This window comes from Burkholderia stagnalis, from assembly GCF_039848545.1.
Taxonomy (GTDB): Bacteria; Pseudomonadota; Gammaproteobacteria; order Burkholderiales; family Burkholderiaceae; genus Burkholderia; species Burkholderia stagnalis.
The window spans coordinates 3,138,391-3,158,942 of the sequence record NZ_CP156686.1 but is presented as its reverse complement, the minus strand read 5'-3'; the positions used below and the strand labels follow the sequence as shown (position 1 = coordinate 3,158,942).

Below are 20,552 nucleotides of genomic sequence, written 5' to 3'. Positions count from 1 at the left end.
CCCCTTATTCTAAAAACCGTTATAAATGAATGAGCTAGTGCAACTTGTGAAGGTGATACGTGAACAAGGCTGGCCAGATGGGCGTGCGGACGGGGCTTTCGGGGGCGGGAAAACGCGGAAAAAGCGGGCGGTATCGGCAGGCTCGATGGCAGAGCGGCGAACCTCGCCGCCCCACGGATTTCGTCAGAGATAGTACGCAGTGCTCGTCATGACTTTCGACGCCGCACGCATCAACATCCGCGCCGGCAGCGGCAGCTCGATGCCGCCCGCGTCGGTCGCGGCCTTGCCGTGTTTCACCTCGTCGATGCGCATCTGGTCGACGATCGCGCGCGACGCGGTATCGGTCGCCGGCAGATCCGACAGATGACCTTCCAGATGGCTTTCGACCTGGCGTTCGGTCTCGGCCATGAAGCCGAGGCTCACCTTGTCGCCGAGCGTCCCGGCCGCGACGCCGATCGCCAGCGCGCCCGCGTACCACAGCGGGTTGAGCAGGCTCGGGCGCGAATCGAGCTCCTTCAGCCGGTGCGCGGTCCACGCGAGGTGATCCTCTTCCTCGCGCGCGGCCTCCTCGAACATCGCCTTGGCACCCGACGTGCGGGCGGTCAGCTTCTGCGCCTGATACAGCGCCTGCGCGCAGATCTCGCCGACATGATTCACGCGCATGAGCCCGGCGGCATGCGTGCGCTCCGCCGGCGTCAGCTCGACGGCCGGGGGTTCGGCCGGCGCCGGCACGGGGCGGCTCATGCGGCTTACGCCCGTCAGCGACCGCAGGCCGCGGTCGAATTCGCTGATCAGTTCATCCAACACCATCCTGTTCTCCTGGCTGCTTTGCTCGCGCTTCCACACGCGGCGAAAACGCGTGTCCGCTACGTAACCGACTTGATTCTTCAGCGGAAATTGCGGTTAACCCGTGATTTTAACCATTGTTGCATAAAGGAAACATGGCGGCTTCCGGGCGAGGCGTTTCGCTTTGTGGCAAAAAGTCCTTTTGCTACATTACGTCGGACTTCACGCGAAGTTGAGGCGGGGATCATCGGCAGAACATAACTATTTGCCCCGCAACAAAAAATTCAGTGTTTCTTGGAGATCCGTTAATGAAAAAGTCGCTTCTCGCGCTCGTCGCGCTGGGCGCGTTCGCTGGCGCTGCCCACGCGCAAAGCACCGTGACGCTCTACGGCATCATCGATGAAGGCTTCATGTTCAACAACAATGCCAAGGGCAAGCATTTGTACTCCATGGCGAGCGGCGTGATGCAGGGCAGCCGCTGGGGCCTGCGCGGCACGGAAGACCTGGGCGGCGGCCTGAAGGCAGTCTTCGTGCTCGAGAATGGCTTTGACGTGAACACGGGCGCACTCAAGCAGGGCGGCCTCGAGTTCGGCCGTCAGGCGTACGTCGGCCTGTCGAGCGGCTTCGGCACGGTCACGCTGGGCCGCCAGTACGACTCCGTCGTCGACTTCGTCGGCCCGCTCGAGGCAGGCGACCAGTGGGGCGGCTACATCGCCGCGCACCCGGGCGACGTCGACAACTTCAACAACGCGTACCGCGTGAACAACGCGATCAAGTACACGAGCCCGACCTACAACGGCTTCTCGTTCGGCGGCGTGTACAGCCTCGGCGGGCAAGCCGGCCAGTTCGCGAAAAACCAGGTCTGGTCGCTCGGCGCCGGCTACAACAACGGCCCGCTGGTCCTCGGCGTCGGCTACCTGAACGCGCGTACGCCGGGCAACTTCGGCGGCATGTTCAACAACGGCGCGAACGCATCGACGTCTGTTGCATCGACGCCGGTCTACGGCGCCTACGCGAACAACGCGAACACGTACCAGGTCTTCGGTGCAGGTGGCGCATACACGTTCGGCGCGGCAACGATCGGTGCGACGTACTCGAACACGAAGTTCAAGAACTTCACCGCGGGCCTGTACTCCGGCACGGCGACGTTCAACAACGGCGAAATCAACTTCAAGTATCAGCTGACCCCGGCGCTGATCCTGGGCGCGGCATACGACTACACGCAGGGCAGCAAGATCGCCGACGCGTCGGCAGCCAAGTACCACCAGGGCTCGCTTGGCGTCGACTACTTCCTGTCGAAGCGCACCGACGTCTACGTGATCGGCGTGTACCAGCACGCATCGGGCAATACGCTCAACGCGAAGGGCGAGATCGTCCCGGCGACCGCAGCGATCAACGGCCTCGACCAGTCGTCCACCAGCAACCAGGTGGCCGCTCGCGTCGGCATCCGTCACAAGTTCTAACCAGCTTGCCTGACAAGCCGCAGTATCTTGAAGGCGCCTTCGGGCGCCTTTTTCTTTTCCGGTGCGGCGGTCGTGCCGACGCCGGCCCGCGACCTGTCGTCCCGCCCTGCCGCCCGCCATCCCAGGACCAGAAATCGGGATAGGGGCGGTCAGGCAGCAGCCTGACCGATCCCCTCCCACACCACCCGGCATGCGGGTCCGCACCGGGCGGTTCGAGCAGTTGAGGTTATGAGAGCCGGGGCACCCCGAGCCGGTCGAAGTAGGCCACGGGCATCGCTCGGTTCAGCATCTGATAGCTGTTGCGCCACCAGCAGCGGCTGTTCGCCGCCACCCTGCGCGCATCTTCGGCCGAGGCTCCCATGGCCAGCAACTCCCGATACATCGTCGTGCCACGGCGCCAGTGCTTGAGCTGCATCGCACGCAACCGGTGCCTGATCCACTCGTCGAGTTGACGGAACACCTTGGGCGTTTGTGCCAAGTGGAAGTACGCCTTCCAGCCCGGCACGTAAGCCCTCAATCGCTCCGCTACCTCTGGCAAGTTTCTCCCGCCCCAGCGGCGGGTCAGTTCCCGGATGCGTTGCTTGAAGGTCTTCAGGGTCTTTCGGGCCACCGCACATTTGATCCGGCCGCCCGTACCGCGCCACAGTTCGTAGCCCAGGAACTTGCGACCGGTCGCCTGTGCAACCGCCGTCTTCGCCTCGTTGACCCTCAGGTGAAGTCGGTCGTAGAGCTTGCGCAAACCATTCAGCACCCGTTCGCCCGCGCTGTGACTGCGCACGTACACATTGCAGTCGTCGGCGTAACGCACGAAGTGGTGGCCTCGCTTCTCCAGTTCCCGGTCCACCTCGTCCAGCAGCACATTGGCCAGCAGCGGCGACAGCGGCCCGCCTTGCGGCGTGCCTTCGTGTCGCTCCATGACCACTCCGCCATCCATGATCCCGGCCACGAGGTAGCGCCGAACCAGCCGCAGCACGGCCTTGTCCTCAATGCGCCTCGATAGTCGCTCCATCAGGATGTCGTGATTGACCCGATCGAAGAACTTCTCCAGGTCCACATCGACCACCACCCGGTAGCCGTCCTGTACGTGCCGTTGCGCCATCAGCACCGCGTCACGCGCTCGACGCCCCGGCCGGAAGCCGTAGCTGTGTTCGGAGAAGGTCGGATCAATGATGGGTTGCAAGACTTGCAGCAGGGCTTGCTGGATCAGCCGATCCGTCACCGTCGGAATCCCCAGTTCACGCATCCCGCCACCAGGCTTCGGAATCTGGACTCGCCGCACCGGCGCGGGCCGGTAGCTTCCCTCCAGTAACGCTTCCCGAATCCGGGGCCAGTGCGTCTTCAGGTGTGCCGCCGTCTCGGCAATCGACTTCCATCCACCCCGGCACTGCCACGATTGGCTTTGACGCGTTTCCACGCCATCACCAGATTCGCTCTCGCGAGCGCCTGCGACAGCAGACTGTCCCGCCCCAAGCCTCCGGTTTCGTGTCGCGCCGTCCGTGCTTCATCACGCCTCGCTTCCGGCTCGGCTTCACCTCGCCATCCCGCGTTGCGCGCTACCTGCGTAGCCTTCTGATGCCCTGCACGTCCGAACGACACGGCCTTCGGCCCTCCTGCTCGTTCAGCCCTTCGCCCTCAACCAGCGGCTACTACGGCCTCTGCTGACTTCTCGCTCCGGCTCGACACCGTCGCCCTTTCAGGCATAAGGCGAGTTCTCCCCAGGTAAGAACGCACTCCTTCATCGCACAACCGCCGCATTTACGCCGCCTCGCCTTGATCACGAGAGCTTCGCGGCTTCATGCCCGCTCGCCCTGCTCAGCAACGCCTTCTATGCGGTTCTTGTCCATCGGCTCGCGATTTACGCTCCACGCTTCCTCCCCACACTCGGTCGCCCTCATGCAGTTGCGCTTCGCTTCATTTGCCGTGACCAGCTTATGGCGGGACTTCCACCCGCAGGAGTGCGCCCATGCTGGGCGCACATGAAAAAGCCCGGCCGAAGCCGGGCTTGATTCATTCCGTTAGCGCGTCATGCGCGCCCGTCTCGCAATTCGCGCCGCAGGATCTTGCCGACGTTCGTCTTCGGCAATTCGGCGCGGAACTCGACGAACTTCGGCCGCTTGTAGCCGGTGAGCCGCTCCTTGCAGTACGCGAGAATATCCTTGTCGGTCAGCGCCGGATCCTTCTTCACGACGAACAGCTTCACCGCCTCGCCGGAATGCTCGTCCGGCACGCCGACCGCCGCCACCTCGAAGACGCCCGGGTGCGACGCCACCACGTCCTCGACCTCGTTCGGATACACGTTGAAGCCGGACACGAGGATCATGTCCTTTTTCCGGTCGACGATCTTCACGTAGCCGCGCGCATCCATCACGCCGACGTCGCCCGTCTTGAAGAAGCCGTCGGGGAACATGACCTTGGCGGTTTCCTCCGGGCGATTCCAGTAACCGGCCATCACCTGCGGCCCGCGGATGCAGATTTCGCCGGGCTCGCCGAGCGGAACTTCGTTGCCCGCGTCGTCGCGAATCGACACTTCGGTCGACGGCAGCGGCAAGCCGATCGTGCCGCTGTACTCGGTGGCCGTCACGGGGTTGCAGGTCGCGACCGGCGACGTCTCGGACAGGCCGTAGCCCTCGACGATCGCCGTGCGGGTCTTTTCATACCAGCGCTTCGCGACACCTTCCTGGATCGCCATGCCGCCGCCGTTCGCGATCACCAGTTTCGAAAGATCGAGCTGATCGAAATCCGGGTGGTTCAGCATCGCGTTGTAGAGCGTGTTGACGGCGGGAATCGTCGAGATCTGATAGCCCTTCAGTTCCTTGATCATGCCGGCGATATCGCGCGGGTTCGGGATCAGGATCCCCATGCCGCCGGTGCGCATCGTCAGGAAACCGCAGACGGTCAGCGCGAACACGTGGTAAAGCGGAAGCGCGACCACGGTCACGAACTGCTTCACGTCCGGATACTTCGCGTGTGCCGGGTGGTGCCACGCTTCGGCCTGCAGCACGTTCGAGACGATGTTCCGGTGCAGCAGCGTCGCGCCCTTCGCGACGCCGGTCGTGCCGCCCGTGTACTGCAGGAACGCGACGTCGTTCGGGCCGAGCTGCTGCGGCTTGAACGTCTGCCGCGCGCCTTCGGCGAGCGCGGCCTTGAAGCGCGTGTACGCCGGAAGCTGCCAGGCCGGCACCATCTTCTTGACGTTGCGCACCACATAATTGACGAGCCAGCCCTTGAGGCCCATCAGGTCGCCCATCGACGCGACGACCACGTGCTTGACGGCGGTATTCGCAATGACGGACTGCAGCGTCGCCGCAAAATTCTCGAGAATGACGATCGCTTCGGCGCCACTGTCCTTGAGCTGATGCTCGAGCTCACGCGCGTATATACAGCGGATTGACGTTCACGACGGTATAACCGGCTCGCAGCACCGCCGCGATCGCGACCGGGTACTGCAGCACGTTCGGCATCATGATCGCGACGCGGGCGCCCCGCGCCAGCCCGCGCGACTGCAGCCACGCGCCGAACTGGCGCGACAGCGTGTCGAGTTCGCGATACGTGATTGCCTTGCCCATGCAGACGAATGCCGTCCGGTCACGGTACTGGCTGAAGCTCTCTTCGAGCAGGCTGGCGACTGAGGGGTACGGAGACGCGTCAATTTCGGCTGGAACGCCGGGCGGGTACGATTTCAGCCAAATTTTTTCCATACTGCGCGTCTCCTCACGGATTTTCGAATGATCGTGCTGAAACGCATCGTAGCGGCTCGCCCGGCTTGAGACAACAGGGTTAGACACCCCCTTCGAACTTCCGGCGGGCCAGCGGACGCGTGCGACGAACCACCATCAAGTTCGCGCAACTTCGACCAAGCAGTCATAAAACGTCGCCGAATTGCCCAGATCGCTCAGCGCCTGGCTCGTTACCTCGTTCGCATTGCGGCCGTCCGGCGACAGTTTCTTCCACCAGATCGACAAACCGACCACAAGCCCGGGGCGTGCGCGGTCGGTCACCCGTGCGCGTGCCTGCATCGAACCCCGATCATTGAAAATGCGGACGAGATCGCCGTCGGTAATCCCGCGCGCGCCCGCGTCGTCGGGATGGATGTCTAGATGCGGCTGGCCTTCCGTATTGCGCAGGCTGTCGACGTTGACGAACGTGCTGTTCAGGAAATTGCGGGCCGGCGGCGAGATCATCGCCAGCGGGTATCGCACCGCGAGCTCGGGCGCCGCCTCCGCCGACTCGAATGGCGGCAGATAGTCCGGGACGGGATCCATGCCCAGCTCCGCCAGGACCGAGCTGTAGAACTCGCATTTGCCCGAAGGCGTGCGGAAGCCGCCGTTCGCGAACGGTGCATCGGGCAGCTTGAGCTTGACCCACCCCGCCGCCGCTTCAGCGTATCCCAGTCACTGTCGAGCGTCGGGTCGTCCCACCGGAGCGCCGCGCGCGCGACGTCCTCATCGCTCTCGTAAAGCGCCGGCTCGTCGAGCCCCATGCTGCGCGCAATGCCCCGGAAAATCTCCGTGTTCGGCCGCGTGTCACCTATCGGGGGAATCGCCGGCAGGTTGGCCATCACGTAGGTATGACCGTACGACTTGTGAACATCGAGATGCTCGAGCTGCGTAGTCGCCGGCAGCACAATATCGGCGAAATCGGCGGTATCTGTCTTGAAATGCTCGAGAACGACAGTGAACAGATCTTCGCGCGCGAACCCGGCGGCCACCTTCGACGAATCGGGCGCGACGGCAACCGGGTTCGAGTTGTAGACGATCATCGCTTCGACCTTGGGTCCGAACGATGCGTCGCCGGGGTGCAGCAGCGCGTCCCCGATCGCGTTCATGTTGATTACGCGCGGCAGCTTGTGCGGCCAGCCCGGCATCAGGTCGGGACGCAGCAGCGCCGGCTGATTGACCGGCGCCCATTCCGACGAAGACAGCAGCAAGCCGCCGGCCCGGTCTCGCCACGCCCCTGTCAGCGCGGGCAAACTGGCAATTGCGCGCACCGCATTGCCGCCACCGCGGACGCGCTGCATGCCATAGTTGAGCCGAATCGACGCCTTGCGGGTAGCGCCGTAGCGGCGCGCGAGGTCGACCAGTTCGGCTGCATCGATACCGCAGATCTCCGCCACCCGTTCCGGCGAATAGGACATCGCTCGCGCCTTGAGCGCATCGAATCCAACCGTGTGGCGCTCGATGTAGTCATGATCGAGCAGGTTTTCGGTGATCAGCACATGCATCATGCCGAGCGCGAATGCGCCGTCGGTTCCGGGCTTCAATGCGATGTGCTGGTGGCATTTCTCCGCGGTAAGCGAACGATAAGGATCGATCGCGACAAGATGCGCACCGCGTCGTTTCGCCTCCTGGGCCCGAGTCCAGAAATGCAGGCTCGACGCAATCGGATTCGCGCCCCAGATCAGGATCAGTTCGCTCTCCTCGAAGTACTCGAGATGCATCCCGAGACTTCCGCCATACGTATAGCGCAGCCCGGCCGCGCCCGCGGCCGCGCAGATCGCACGCTCGAGCCGCGACGCGCCCAGCTTGTGGAAGAAGCGTTGCGCAATGCCTTCGCCCTGCACGAGCCCCATCGTTCCCGCGTAGCTGTAAGGCACGATGGCCTCCGGCGCGCGCTTCGCAATGTTGCCGAGACGGCGGCCGATTTCATCGAATGCTTCGTTCCAGCTGATCGGCGCAAAACGTCCTTCGCCTTTGGCGCCGATACGCTTGAGCGGGACGGTCAGGCGATCCGGATGATGCACCCGATCGGCATAGCGGCTGACTTTGGTGCACAACACGCCCTGTGTCGGCGGATGATCGGGGTCGCCGGAGACCTTGAGCGCCTTGCCGTTTTCGACCGTCACGCGCATCGCGCACGTATCCGGACAGTCATGAGGGCAAACGGCTCGCGCGAACTGGGTGGGAGCGTTCATTGTTTTGTACGCGGATATGGGGATGTGAAGATTTTACGGCCACGGTGAGCGGCGACCGTCTATTTTGCGCCGAGAAATTGCCTGGCGCTTTCGAGCGGAGTGGGCTGTACGGAGGTGATGGGCGGGAGCTCAGGCTGAGCAGCCCTGTTTGCGCTAACGGTAGTTGCGAGGAATCGAGGTGGCGCCCCTTGTCCGACGATGATCGCACCGGGCCTTTTTCGAAGAAGACTGTGCGCCCGGATGGGTGCCCCGCTCGCCACGCGCATTTCCGCGCCGCAAATGCAAAAACCCCCGCCGGTTAGGCGGGGGTTCTTGGCTTAGGGAGCCTGACGATTACCTACTTTCACACGGGAATCCGCACTATCATCGGCGTAGAGTCGTTTCACGGTCCTGTTCGGGATGGGAAGGGGTGGGACCGACTCGCTATGGTCATCAGGCAAAGAGGGTTGTCGCGCGGCTTCGCAGCGCGACCAATCGGGAAGAAGCAGTAATCTTGGTTGGGTTGTGAGTTGTACTCACACACATACGCGGTACTTCAACCGCAGTACGTCGAGTGCCTCGCACTCGACGCTCGATATCCGTAAGCGCTGAAGCGCTAACGGCTATCGAGACAGACTTGTTATAGGATCAAGCCTTACGGGCAATTAGTATCAGTTAGCTGAACGCATTACTGCGCTTACACACCTGACCTATCAACGTCCTGGTCTCGAACGACCCTTCAAGGGGATCAAGTCCCCAGGGATATCTCATCTTAAGGCGAGTTTCCCGCTTAGATGCTTTCAGCGGTTATCTCTTCCGAACATAGCTACCCGGCGATGCGACTGGCGTCACAACCGGTACACCAGAGGTTCGTCCACTCCGGTCCTCTCGTACTAGGAGCAGCCCCCTTCAAATATCCAACGCCCACGGCAGATAGGGACCAAACTGTCTCACGACGTTTTAAACCCAGCTCACGTACCTCTTTAAATGGCGAACAGCCATACCCTTGGGACCGGCTACAGCCCCAGGATGAGATGAGCCGACATCGAGGTGCCAAACACCGCCGTCGATATGAACTCTTGGGCGGTATCAGCCTGTTATCCCCAGAGTACCTTTTATCCGTTGAGCGATGGCCCTTCCATACAGAACCACCGGATCACTATGACCTGCTTTCGCACCTGCTCGACTTGTCGGTCTCGCAGTTAAGCACGCTTATGCCATTGCACTATCAGCACGATTTCCGACCGTACCTAGCGTACCTTCGTACTCCTCCGTTACGCTTTGGGAGGAGACCGCCCCAGTCAAACTGCCTACCATGCACTGTCCCCGACCCGGATCACGGGCCAAGGTTAGAACCTCAAACAAACCAGGGTGGTATTTCAAGGACGGCTCCACCGAAACTAGCGTTCCGGTTTCATAGCCTCCCACCTATCCTACACAGATCGGTTCAAAGTCCAATGCAAAGCTACAGTAAAGGTTCATGGGGTCTTTCCGTCTAGCCGCGGGTAGATTGCATCATCACAAACACTTCAACTTCGCTGAGTCTCGGGAGGAGACAGTGTGGCCATCGTTACGCCATTCGTGCAGGTCGGAACTTACCCGACAAGGAATTTCGCTACCTTAGGACCGTTATAGTTACGGCCGCCGTTTACCGGGACTTCAATCAAGAGCTTGCACCCCATCATTTAATCTTCCGGCACCGGGCAGGCGTCACACCCTATACGTCCACTTTCGTGTTTGCAGAGTGCTGTGTTTTTATTAAACAGTCGCAGCCACCAGTTTATTGCAACCCCTTCACCCTCCTGGCGCAGGCCAGTCAAGCTACAAGGGCGTACCTTATCCCGAAGTTACGGTACCAATTTGCCGAGTTCCTTCTCCCGAGTTCTCTCAAGCGCCTTAGAATACTCATCTCGCCCACCTGTGTCGGTTTGCGGTACGGTCACTGTTAAACTGAAGCTTAGAGGCTTTTCTTGGAACCACTTCCATTGCTTCGCTCCCTAGGGAGCTCGCGCCACACCCTTGAATCCTGCGCCCGGATTTGCCTAAGCGCCTTCTCCAATGCAGCGACCGGGACTTCCAACACCCGGACAACCTTCCGCGATCCGTCCCCCCATCGCATTTAACAATGGTGCAGGAATATTGACCTGCTTCCCATCAGCTACGCATTTCTGCCTCGCCTTAGGGGCCGACTCACCCTACGCCGATGAACGTTGCGTAGGAAACCTTGGGCTTACGGCGAGGGGGCCTTTCACCCCCTTTATCGCTACTCATGTCAGCATTCGCACTTCCGATACCTCCAGCACCCTTTACAAGGCACCTTCGCAGGCTTACGGAACGCTCTCCTACCATGCGTGCAAAGCACGCATCCGCAGCTTCGGTATATAGCTTAGCCCCGTTACATCTTCCGCGCAGGACGACTCGATCAGTGAGCTATTACGCTTTCTTTAAAGGGTGGCTGCTTCTAAGCCAACCTCCTGACTGTTTTAGCCTTCCCACTTCGTTTCCCACTTAGCTATATTTGGGGACCTTAGCTGGCGGTCTGGGTTGTTTCCCTCTTGACACCGGACGTTAGCACCCGATGTCTGTCTCCCGTGATTGCACTCTTCGGTATTCGGAGTTTGCTATGGCGGGGTAATCTGCAATAGACCCCCCAACCATGACAGTGCTCTACCCCCGAAGGTGAGACACGAGGCACTACCTAAATAGTTTTCGGAGAGAACCAGCTATTTCCAGGTTTGTTTAGCCTTTCACCCCTATCCACAGCTCATCCCCTAACTTTTCAACGTTAGTGGGTTCGGACCTCCAGTACGTGTTACCGCACCTTCATCCTGGCCATGGATAGATCACCTGGTTTCGGGTCTACGCCCAGCAACTGAACGCCCTATTCGGACTCGCTTTCGCTACGCCTGCCCTATATGGTTAAGCTTGCTACTGAACGTAAGTCGCTGACCCATTATACAAAAGGTACGCCGTCACCCCTTACGAGGCTCCGACTGTTTGTATGCATGCGGTTTCAGGATCTATTTCACTCCCCTCCCGGGGTTCTTTTCGCCTTTCCCTCACGGTACTGGTTCACTATCGGTCGATCACGAGTATTTAGCCTTGGAGGATGGTCCCCCCATCTTCAGACAGGATTTCACGTGTCCCGCCCTACTTGTCGTACACCTAGTTCTTTCATACTGTTTTCGCCTACAGGGCTATCACCTGCTATGGCCGCACTTTCCAGAGCGTTCGGCTAACAATACAAATAAAGAGTACAAGGCTCATCCCATTTCGCTCGCCACTACTTTGGGAATCTCGGTTGATTTCTTTTCCTGCGGTTACTTAGATGTTTCAGTTCACCGCGTTCGCTTCACTGGACCTATGTATTCAGTCCAGGATGACCCAAAAGGGCCGGGTTTCCCCATTCGGACATCTACGGATCAAAGCTCGTTTGCCAGCTCCCCGTAGCTTTTCGCAGGCTACCGCGTCCTTCATCGCCTGTGATCGCCAAGGCATCCACCACATGCACTTGTTCGCTTGACCCTATAACGAGTCTGTCTCGTTACAGGTTGAGTTCTCGCGTTGTGCCGTATTCCAATTGAGCCGAACATTAAGTTCGAATCATCTTGAGATACATCGATACAATCACAACCCGGATAGTTTCCACGTCCATCTCAAGACGCTTCCGCTATCCAAATTACTTACTTCTTCCAGATTGTTAAAGAACGACAGCCGATATGGTGTTACTCATATCACTCTGACTGGCTCAATCGCCAATGCAAAGCGCTCGCTGATTGTTTCAGCAAACTCTTGGCATTGAAGATTGGTGGAGGCAGACGGGATCGAACCGACGACCCCCTGCTTGCAAAGCAGGTGCTCTCCCAGCTGAGCTATGCCCCCATACAGAGACTTCCCAGGTTTCCACGTCAGACAATGGTGGGTCTGGTTGGATTCGAACCAACGACCCCCGCCTTATCAAGACGGTGCTCTAACCGACTGAGCTACAGACCCCTGAGTCTGTCTTAATTTACAGCCGATAAGCGTGAGCGCTCAACTTTGCGAATAGCTCTGGAAAGGAGGTGATCCAGCCGCACCTTCCGATACGGCTACCTTGTTACGACTTCACCCCAGTCATGAATCCTACCGTGGTGACCGTCCTCCTTGCGGTTAGACTAGCCACTTCTGGTAAAACCCACTCCCATGGTGTGACGGGCGGTGTGTACAAGACCCGGGAACGTATTCACCGCGGCATGCTGATCCGCGATTACTAGCGATTCCAGCTTCATGCACTCGAGTTGCAGAGTGCAATCCGGACTACGATCGGTTTTCTGGGATTAGCTCCCCCTCGCGGGTTGGCAACCCTCTGTTCCGACCATTGTATGACGTGTGAAGCCCTACCCATAAGGGCCATGAGGACTTGACGTCATCCCCACCTTCCTCCGGTTTGTCACCGGCAGTCTCCCTAGAGTGCTCTTGCGTAGCAACTAAGGACAAGGGTTGCGCTCGTTGCGGGACTTAACCCAACATCTCACGACACGAGCTGACGACAGCCATGCAGCACCTGTGTATCGGTTCTCTTTCGAGCACTCCCGCCTCTCGGCAGGATTCCGACCATGTCAAGGGTAGGTAAGGTTTTTCGCGTTGCATCGAATTAATCCACATCATCCACCGCTTGTGCGGGTCCCCGTCAATTCCTTTGAGTTTTAATCTTGCGACCGTACTCCCCAGGCGGTCAACTTCACGCGTTAGCTACGTTACTAAGGAAATGAATCCCCAACAACTAGTTGACATCGTTTAGGGCGTGGACTACCAGGGTATCTAATCCTGTTTGCTCCCCACGCTTTCGTGCATGAGCGTCAGTATTGGCCCAGGGGGCTGCCTTCGCCATCGGTATTCCTCCACATCTCTACGCATTTCACTGCTACACGTGGAATTCTACCCCCCTCTGCCATACTCTAGCCTGCCAGTCACCAATGCAGTTCCCAGGTTGAGCCCGGGGATTTCACATCGGTCTTAGCAAACCGCCTGCGCACGCTTTACGCCCAGTAATTCCGATTAACGCTCGCACCCTACGTATTACCGCGGCTGCTGGCACGTAGTTAGCCGGTGCTTATTCTTCCGGTACCGTCATCCCCCGGCCATATTAGGACCAAGGATTTCTTTCCGGACAAAAGTGCTTTACAACCCGAAGGCCTTCTTCACACACGCGGCATTGCTGGATCAGGCTTTCGCCCATTGTCCAAAATTCCCCACTGCTGCCTCCCGTAGGAGTCTGGGCCGTGTCTCAGTCCCAGTGTGGCTGGTCGTCCTCTCAGACCAGCTACTGATCGTCGCCTTGGTAGGCCTTTACCCCACCAACTAGCTAATCAGCCATCGGCCAACCCTATAGCGCGAGGCCCGAAGGTCCCCCGCTTTCATCCGTAGATCGTATGCGGTATTAATCCGGCTTTCGCCGGGCTATCCCCCACTACAGGACATGTTCCGATGTATTACTCACCCGTTCGCCACTCGCCACCAGGTGCAAGCACCCGTGCTGCCGTTCGACTTGCATGTGTAAGGCATGCCGCCAGCGTTCAATCTGAGCCAGGATCAAACTCTTCAGTTCAAACCTGTTACTGTTTTCGGTTCCGTTAAGAACCGGTCGCTCACTCAAAGCTGACAGGTATATGAATTGCTTCATAAACCTGACTTACTTTAGTGTGAGACTCTTGATACTTTTGCTATCCGATCCGAGGATCGGTTCGCTGCCATCAAGCGCCCACACTTATCGGCTGTTAATTTTTAAAGAACGTTTCTGCGAGAAATTCTTCCTTCTCAGCAGCGCTGCGTTGTCAGCAGCAGAGAAACGAGATTATGAACACTGTTTCGCAGTTCGTCAACAACTTTTTTAACTACTTCGTTGCGACTGCGGGGTTCATCTTCCTGCGCCGGCCGGCCGCCCAACAGGACATCCGACCAACTCCGCTTCCCCCTTCCGCGCCGCGTTGCCGTTAGCGCGAAAGAGGCGTGATTCTAGGCATCCCGCGCCCCAAGCGCAAGGGGGTGCGCGAAATAAATTTAAGGCCCCGCACGCTGTCGCGTGCGGGGCCTTAAATAGAGGATGCAAAACCGTCAGGCCACGCGCATCTGGCGCACGACGATCTCCATATAGTGATCCAGATCCGGCGTCGCCTTCCCTGCCACCTTCGCCGTATCGTCCCACCGGCGCAGACGCAGCGCGTCCGCCGCATGCGGGCGCTGCAGGAATGCGTCCGCTTCCGCGTCGCTGAAGATCCCGCCTTGCAGCGCCAGGCTGCGTACCGAATCCGGCGACAGGCTCTCGTAGTAGCCGGCATCGATCCGGCACAGGCACCGCTTCGCGTCCACATGCAGCCTGATCGGCTCCAGCACGGCGTCCGGCAGGATCGGCCGCAGGAACGGCAACACGTAATACTGATGGAGATCGTCGATGCCGCGCGCGCTCGGCGTCTCGCCCTGGCGATTCAGCAAATGCCCGAGGTCGTGCAGGAACGCCGCCGCGACCAGCGCGTCGTCGGCCCCCGCCTCCTCCGCCAGCAGCCCGCTCTGCAGCGCATGCTCGAGCTGCGTGACCGGCTCCCCGCTGTAAGCCACGTGGCCATGCTCGCGATACAGGCCGCGAATCTCTTCAGGCGTCAATGCCATTCCATCACTCCCAAGGCAGCGAGAAGGTCTTCAGGTTCGTGAAGCTCTTCATCGCCTCCTGAACGCCTTCCTTGTAACCCAGCCCGGAATCCTTGACGCCGCCGAACGGCGTCAGCTCGATCCGGTAGCCTGGCACTTCCCAGACATTCACGGTGCCGACGTTCAATTCGTTCACGAACCGCACGACCGCAGCCGTACTGTCCGTGCAGACACCCGACGACAACCCGAACGCCGTGCCGTTGCTGATCCGGATCGCGTCGTCGATCGTATCGAACGCGATTACCGGCGACACGGGGCCGAACGTCTCCTCGCGCACCAGCGTCATCGCCGGGTCGACGCGGTCGAGCACGGTCGGCGCATACAGCGCGCCCCGGCGCACATTGCCGGCCAACAGCCGCGCCCCCTGCGCGACCGCCTCATTGACGCGCGCCTCGAACAGGCGCGCCGCCGCTTCGTCGATCACCGTGCCCATTTCGTTCGCGGGATCGAACGGATCGCCGTACGACCACGCACGCGTCAGCTCGACCAGCCGCTCAGTGAAGGCCGGCGCAACCGAGCGCTGCACCAGGATGCGCTTGACCGCCGTGCAGCGCTGACCGGAGTTCCGGTACGAGCCCTGCACCGCCAGTGACGCGGCACGGTCGAGATCGGCATCGTCCAGCACGATCAGCGGATCGTTGCCGCCCAGTTCCAGCACGACGCGCCGGTATCCGGCCTTCGCGGCGATGGCCTTGCCGATCGCCACGCCGCCGGTGAACGTGATCAGCGATGCATGCGGATGCGTCACGAGTTCGTCCGCGATTTCGCCCGGATCCCCGGTCAGGACCTGCAGCATCGGTTCGGGCAGCCCGGCTTCGACCAGCAGATCGGCCAGATAGAACGCCGACAGCGGCACCTTCTCGGACGGCTTCAGGATCACCCGGTTGTTGGTCGCAATCGCCGGCGCGACCTTGTGCGCGACCTGATTCATCGGATGGTTGAACGGCGTGATCGCGACGATCACCCCGTCGAGCGGCTGGCGCTGCGAAAACACCCGGCGCGCCTTGCCGTGAGGCGTCAGGTCGCACGAGAAACTCTGCGCGTCATCGCGCAGCGCCTCGACCGACGCGAACTTCAGCACGTCCGCGACACGGCCGATTTCGTAGCGCGAATCCTGCTTGGACAGCCCGGATTCGAGCGAAATCAGGTCCGACGCTTCCTCGGTGCGTTCGCGCAGCAACGCCGCCGCCCGTTCGAGGATCTGCGAACGCTCGTAGCGCGTGAGCGCCGGCCGGTAGGCCATCGCGTAATCGAAGGCGGCGCGCACGTCGTCGACGCTCGCGAGCGGCGCCGTGCCGACCCGCATGCCTGTATAAGGATCCGTCACATCCAGGGTCCGCTCGCGCACCGCGCGTTCGCCGCGCCAGCGCAGCGCCTCGGCGCGAAACGCCGGATGATCCTGCCGTTGCCTCGACGTCATGATGCGATCCGGTTCAGCGCGAAGTCGAACACGTCGAAATTGCGCGGACGACGCGCGGGATCGCCCCGCTCCACGCGCCGGTTGAACAGCAGCGGCACCTCCTGCTCCGACACGCCGCCGTGCGAACGCAGCGGCACGGTCAGGCCGGACAGGTCGTGCTCGCGCTCGCGCGTGCCGAGCGTCATGTCGCGGCGCGCGATCACCACCAGGTCGCCGATGCGGTCGGCCGGCAGCTCGAAGCGCGCCGACGCTTCCGCGTTGTCGAGCACGAGCTCGACGCCATCCAGCCCGCCGACGCACCACATCGCGTCGGTCCGGTCGACGCCCGGCGCCAGGTAGACGGTCGCGAACGAACCGAGCGCGCCGTGGTGCACGACATACGGATCGGTGATCGGCAGGATCACGCGCGCGGCCCGCGCGCCGAACCAGCCGTCGAATGCATCCTGCAGATAGACGACGTTCGGCCGGCCGGTCGCCGGATCGTGCTTCGCGTTCATCCCGTGATCGGCGGTCAGCCCGATCACCCAGCCGAGCGCGTCGAGCTGCGCGAGATAGCGGTCCATCATCGCGTAGAACGCGTTCGCGCCGGCGCTGCCGGGCGCGCACTTGTGCTGCACGTAGTCGGTGGTCGACAGATACATCAGGTCGATCTGGCGCGTCTGCGCGAGCCGCACGCCCGCCGCGAACACGAACTCGGACAGCGCCGCGCTGTAGACGTCCGGCGACGGCAACCCGACCCAGTCGAGCACGTCGGCGATGCCGTTGTCCGCGAGATTCGCCTGCGCGGCCTTCTCCGCGGAAAAGCAGATGCCGCGCATCCGCCAGCCGAGCAGACGGCGCAGCTTGTCCTTCGCCGTCACGACCGCCACCCGCGCGCCCGCGTCGGCGGCCGCCGCGAGCAGCGTGCCGGCCCGCAGGTAGGCCGGATCGTTCATCATCACCTCGGCGCCGCGCCCGCCGTCGGCGTCCGGATCCCAGAAGTAGTTGCCGCAGATGCCGTGCACCGACGGCGGCACGCCGCAGACGATCGACAGGTTGTTCGGGTTGGTGAACGTCGGCACGACGCAATCGGCGCGCCACGCCGTGCCTTCCGCGAACATCCTGCCGACGAACGGCGCGACGCCCGCCTCCACCGCCCGCTCCAGATAGTCGTATTCGCAGCCGTCGACGCACACGACGACGGTCGGCTCGGACGGCAGCCGGTAGCGCCGGCCATTGACGTCGACGTATCGGTCGGTCATATGAACCTCCGTGCCGGCGGCCGGCGCGTCGCCGGAAAGCCGCAACGAGAATGCCACGTTCATGCCCCGGCCCGCCCGCCGCGCGGCACGCGTGCGGCAATCAGCAGCAGCGCCGCGAGCGACGCGCCGAGCATCATCAGCGACAGCGCCGACGCCGGCAGGTAATAGCCGCGCTCCACCTGGCCGATCACGACGATCGGCACGGTGGCGAAGCCGGGCGGATAGACCGTCAGCGTCGCGCCGAGCTCGCCGAGCGACAGCGCGAAGCCGAGCGCGAGGCTCGCGCGCAGCGCCGGCACGAGCTGCGGCAGCAGCACGCGGCGCAGCACCATCGCGGGCGGCGCGCCGAGGCTGGCCGCGGCCTCGCGCAGCACCGTCAGTTCCGGGCGCAGCGCCGCCGCCGCGCAGCGATAGCAGAACGGCAGGATCAGCGCGAGCTGCACGAACACGACGATCGCCGCCGAACTCGACAAGTCGACCGGCTTCTGGTGATACGCGATCAGCACCGCGAGCCCGAGCACGACGCTCGGCACGCCGTTGGGCACCATCACGAGCGCGTCGATCGCCGCGCCGATGCCGCGCCGGTCGCGCCCTTCGAGCGCGAGCGCGAGCCACAGCCCGAGGATCGTGCCGAGCACGGCTACCCCGAAGCCGATCTCGAGGCTCGTCGCGAGCGCGCCGTATTCCTGCGAACCGAGATGCTCGAACCAGCGCAGGCTGTAGCCGGCCGGCAGGATCGTGCCGGCCCAGCGGCTCGACACGCTCGACAGCGCGACAACGACCACCGGCAGCACGAACAGCCAGAAGCACGCGAACGCGGCGAGCGCCAGCCCGGCCCGCGACGCGTGCTTGAGCAGCGTGTCGCTCCAGCCCGGCTCGTGGCGCGGCACGGCCTGCCCGATTCGATATTCAGCGGACATCGCGCGCGCCTCCCATGGCCCGCCGGTTCACCCGGCGATAGATCGAATACAGCGCCAGCGACAGCGCGAGCATCGCGACCGCGCCCGCCGATGCGGTGGGCAGGTCGAGATCGACGGTCGCGCTGCTGTAGATCGCGACCGGCAGCGTGACGAGCTTCGCGCTGCCGAGCACGAGCAGGATCCCGAATTCGTTCAGCGTCAGCAGGAAGCACAGCACGGTGCCGGCCGCGATCCCGGGCCACGCGATCGGCAGCACGACGCGCCGCGCCAGCATCCCGCCCGACGCGCCGAGGCTGCGCGCCGCTTCGATCAGGCGCAGGTCGAGCGTCGCGAACGACGCGAGCGTCGGCCGCACGACGAACGGCGTATAGAACACGGTCTGCGCGAGGATCACGCCGCCGAAGCCGAACAGGAAGTCGAGCGGCGGCTGGTCGAGATGGAACAGCTGCTGCAGCGCGATGCTGACCGAGCCTTGCGAGCCGTACAGGAAGATCAGCGTGAAGGCGACGAGAAACGACGGGAACGCGACGTACAGCTCCAGGAAGCGCGTGACGAGCGACGCGCCCGGAAATGGCCGGAAGAACAGCAGCGCGGCCAGCAGCACGCCGAGCACCGACGCGGTGCCGGCGCTGGCGAACAGGACGCCGAGCGTCGTCAGCAGCACGCTGCGCGTGTCGGGATTGCCGAAGAAGTTCCGGTAGGCGGCGAAGCTCAGCCCGTGGTCGCCGCTCAGGCTCAGCAGCACGAGCCGCGCGAGCGGATAGACGACGAGCGGGCCGAGCACGACGACCGCGAGCAGGATCAGGTGCCAGTCGCCGGCGCGCTTGCGGCGCCGCGCGGCGACGGCATGCGCGGCGGCCGACGCGAGCGCCTGCGGCGACAGCCCGGCGTCAGGGCTCGATAAGGACGACATCGTCTGCCTCGCAATGCAGGGAAACACGCGCGCCGCGCTCGGGCGCCGCGCCGCGGCCGCGCTGCATCGTCACGCGCACCGGCTCGTCCGGCGCCGCGTCGACCACGACGGCGATCGACAGCTCCGCGCCCTGCCATTCGACCGACGCGACCGTGCCATGCAGCCCGCCCGCCGCGAGCGGCTTGACGGTCAGTTGCTCGGGGCGCACGCACGCGACCTTGTCGCGCACGTCGTGGCGCGGATCGCCGAGCGGAAAGATCACGCGCGGCGGCAGCAGGTTGGCCGGGCCCAGGTAGCGCGCGACGTAGCCGTTGCGCGGCGTGTCGTACAGCTGCTGCGGCGTGCCGAGCTGCGCGACGTGGCCGTCGCGCATCAGCAGCGCGCGATCGGACAGCACCAGCGCGTCGTCGCGGTCGTGCGTCACGCACACGACGGTCAGGTTCGGCAGGCGCTCGTGCAGCGCCTTCAGTTCGCTGCGCACCGACGCGCGCAGGTTCGCGTCGAGCGCCGACAGCGGCTCGTCGAGCAGCAGCACGTCGGGCTCGATCACGAGCGCGCGGGCGAGCGCGACGCGCTGCTGCATCCCGCCCGACAGCTGCGCCGGCAGGTGATGGCCGGCATCGCCGAGCTGCACGAGCTTCAGCGCGTCGGCGACGCGGCGCGTCACCTCGGCGGACGCCATGCGCCGCGCGCGCAGGCCGAATGCGACGTTCTCGAACACCGACAGGTGCGGGAACAGCGCGTAGTTCTGGAACAGCAGGCCGAGATTGCGCTTGTGCGGCGGCGCATAGGTCAGGTCGCGCCCGGCGACGGTCAGCGTGCCGGTCAGGCCATCGGCCTTCACGAACCCGGCGATGAAGCGCAGCAGCGTGGTCTTGCCGCAGCCGCTCTTGCCGAGCACGGTCAGAAATTCGCCGGCGCCGATCGACAGCGTCAGATCGTCCAGCACCGTGCGCGCGCCGTAGCGCACGCTCAGGTGCTCGATCCGCACGCCGCCCGGCGCGCCGGACCGCTGCGTCGCATGCGGCTCGGCGGCGCCGAATGCGCCGGGATGGGTCAGGGTGGTGTCCACCGGATTCATCCTTTCGATAGGGCCTGTTCCCGCTCATAACGGGCTTGCGAACGTACCTTGCCGGCCGCAGTGCAAGAAGCAAGGGGCGCCGTTTGGCCAAGCCAAACAAGCGACGCGCGACGCCGCAATGCAGCCGGCAAGGTACGTTCCCGAAACTAAAAAA

At 62.7% G+C, this 20,552-nt stretch carries 8 protein-coding genes, 2 tRNA genes, 3 rRNA genes and 3 pseudogenes; 1 reads left to right on the top strand and 15 read right to left on the bottom strand.

All coding sequences use genetic code 11. The annotated features are described in order from the left end of the window. Window positions 1–183: 183 nt before the first annotated feature. Window positions 184–810: a 2-polyprenyl-3-methyl-6-methoxy-1,4-benzoquinone monooxygenase gene (gene coq7 / locus ABFO07_RS30830; RefSeq protein WP_059564619.1), complete on the bottom strand. Its 627-nt coding sequence runs from the start codon at window positions 808–810 to the stop codon at window positions 184–186. 284 nt (window positions 811–1,094) lie between these two features. On the opposite strand from coq7, the gene ABFO07_RS30825 reads away from it, so the two are divergent. Continuing rightward, the gene (locus tag ABFO07_RS30825) at window positions 1,095–2,249 is read left to right on the top strand and encodes a porin (protein WP_059564601.1); all 1,155 of its coding nucleotides are present in this window, start codon (window positions 1,095–1,097) and stop codon (window positions 2,247–2,249) included. A 226-nt stretch (window positions 2,250–2,475) separates the two neighbouring features. On the opposite strand, the pseudogene ltrA reads toward ABFO07_RS30825, so the two are convergent. The 14 genes and pseudogenes from ltrA to phnT form a co-directional block, all read right to left on the bottom strand. Further along, window positions 2,476–3,845 (bottom strand): annotated as a pseudogene (gene ltrA / locus ABFO07_RS30820) (group II intron reverse transcriptase/maturase). A 427-nt stretch (window positions 3,846–4,272) separates the two neighbouring features. Continuing rightward, window positions 4,273–5,947 (bottom strand): annotated as a pseudogene (locus tag ABFO07_RS30815) (long-chain fatty acid--CoA ligase). Window positions 5,948–6,082: 135 nt separating this feature from the next. Beyond that, a pseudogene (locus ABFO07_RS30810) lies at window positions 6,083–8,160 on the bottom strand (molybdopterin-containing oxidoreductase family protein). A gap of 324 nt (window positions 8,161–8,484) precedes the next feature. Next, window positions 8,485–8,597: ribosomal RNA gene (gene rrf / locus ABFO07_RS30805) — 5S ribosomal RNA — on the bottom strand. Between the two features lie 186 nt (window positions 8,598–8,783). After that, window positions 8,784–11,664, bottom strand: a 23S ribosomal RNA gene (locus ABFO07_RS30800). 281 nt (window positions 11,665–11,945) lie between these two features. After that, window positions 11,946–12,021 (bottom strand) — tRNA-Ala (locus ABFO07_RS30795). A gap of 34 nt (window positions 12,022–12,055) precedes the next feature. After that, window positions 12,056–12,132: transfer RNA gene (locus tag ABFO07_RS30790), tRNA-Ile, on the bottom strand. Between the two features lie 61 nt (window positions 12,133–12,193). Continuing rightward, window positions 12,194–13,726: ribosomal RNA gene (locus ABFO07_RS30785) — 16S ribosomal RNA — on the bottom strand. Together the 16S, 23S and 5S rRNA genes with 2 tRNA genes alongside form the textbook arrangement of a ribosomal RNA operon. A 506-nt stretch (window positions 13,727–14,232) precedes the next feature. Next, entirely contained in the window at window positions 14,233–14,784 is a 552-nt protein-coding gene (locus ABFO07_RS30780) for a phosphonate degradation HD-domain oxygenase (protein WP_059810687.1), read from the bottom strand. A gap of 4 nt (window positions 14,785–14,788) precedes the next feature. Then, window positions 14,789–16,243 carry a phosphonoacetaldehyde dehydrogenase gene (gene phnY, locus ABFO07_RS30775; protein WP_347469319.1) on the bottom strand — a complete coding sequence of 485 codons (1,455 nt, stop codon included), beginning with the start codon at window positions 16,241–16,243 and terminating at the stop codon, window positions 14,789–14,791. After that, a complete protein-coding gene (gene phnA, locus ABFO07_RS30770) occupies window positions 16,240–17,547 on the bottom strand; it encodes a phosphonoacetate hydrolase (protein ID WP_347469318.1) in 1,308 nt (435 codons plus the stop codon). Before phnA ends, phnY begins: the two co-directional genes overlap by 4 nt. After that, window positions 17,544–18,404, bottom strand: a complete 861-nt coding sequence (gene phnV / locus ABFO07_RS30765) for a 2-aminoethylphosphonate ABC transport system, membrane component PhnV (protein ID WP_347469317.1) — start codon at window positions 18,402–18,404, stop codon at window positions 17,544–17,546. The genes phnA and phnV overlap by 4 nt, the downstream gene beginning before the upstream one ends. Beyond that, on the bottom strand, window positions 18,394–19,317 hold the full coding sequence (locus ABFO07_RS30760; protein WP_059881037.1) for a 2-aminoethylphosphonate ABC transporter permease subunit: 924 nt from the start codon (window positions 19,315–19,317) through the stop codon (window positions 18,394–18,396). Before ABFO07_RS30760 ends, phnV begins: the two co-directional genes overlap by 11 nt. Continuing rightward, window positions 19,295–20,398: a 2-aminoethylphosphonate ABC transport system ATP-binding subunit PhnT gene (gene phnT / locus ABFO07_RS30755; RefSeq protein WP_060351602.1), complete on the bottom strand. Its 1,104-nt coding sequence runs from the start codon at window positions 20,396–20,398 to the stop codon at window positions 19,295–19,297. The genes ABFO07_RS30760 and phnT overlap by 23 nt, the downstream gene beginning before the upstream one ends. Window positions 20,399–20,552: the final 154 nt, after the last annotated feature.

Coding starts and splice junctions, on each gene's coding strand:
- ABFO07_RS30780 (WP_059810687.1), bottom strand. CDS start 14,784: ATGGCATTGACGCCTGAAGAGATTCGCGGCCTGTATCGCGAGCATGGC.
- ABFO07_RS30760 (WP_059881037.1), bottom strand. CDS start 19,317: ATGTCGTCCTTATCGAGCCCTGACGCCGGGCTGTCGCCGCAGGCGCTC.
- phnT (WP_060351602.1), bottom strand. CDS start 20,398: ATGAATCCGGTGGACACCACCCTGACCCATCCCGGCGCATTCGGCGCC.
- phnA (WP_347469318.1), bottom strand. CDS start 17,547: ATGAACGTGGCATTCTCGTTGCGGCTTTCCGGCGACGCGCCGGCCGCC.
- coq7 (WP_059564619.1), bottom strand. CDS start 810: ATGGTGTTGGATGAACTGATCAGCGAATTCGACCGCGGCCTGCGGTCG.
- phnV (WP_347469317.1), bottom strand. CDS start 18,404: ATGTCCGCTGAATATCGAATCGGGCAGGCCGTGCCGCGCCACGAGCCG.
- ABFO07_RS30825 (WP_059564601.1), top strand. CDS start 1,095: ATGAAAAAGTCGCTTCTCGCGCTCGTCGCGCTGGGCGCGTTCGCTGGC.
- phnY (WP_347469319.1), bottom strand. CDS start 16,243: ATGACGTCGAGGCAACGGCAGGATCATCCGGCGTTTCGCGCCGAGGCG.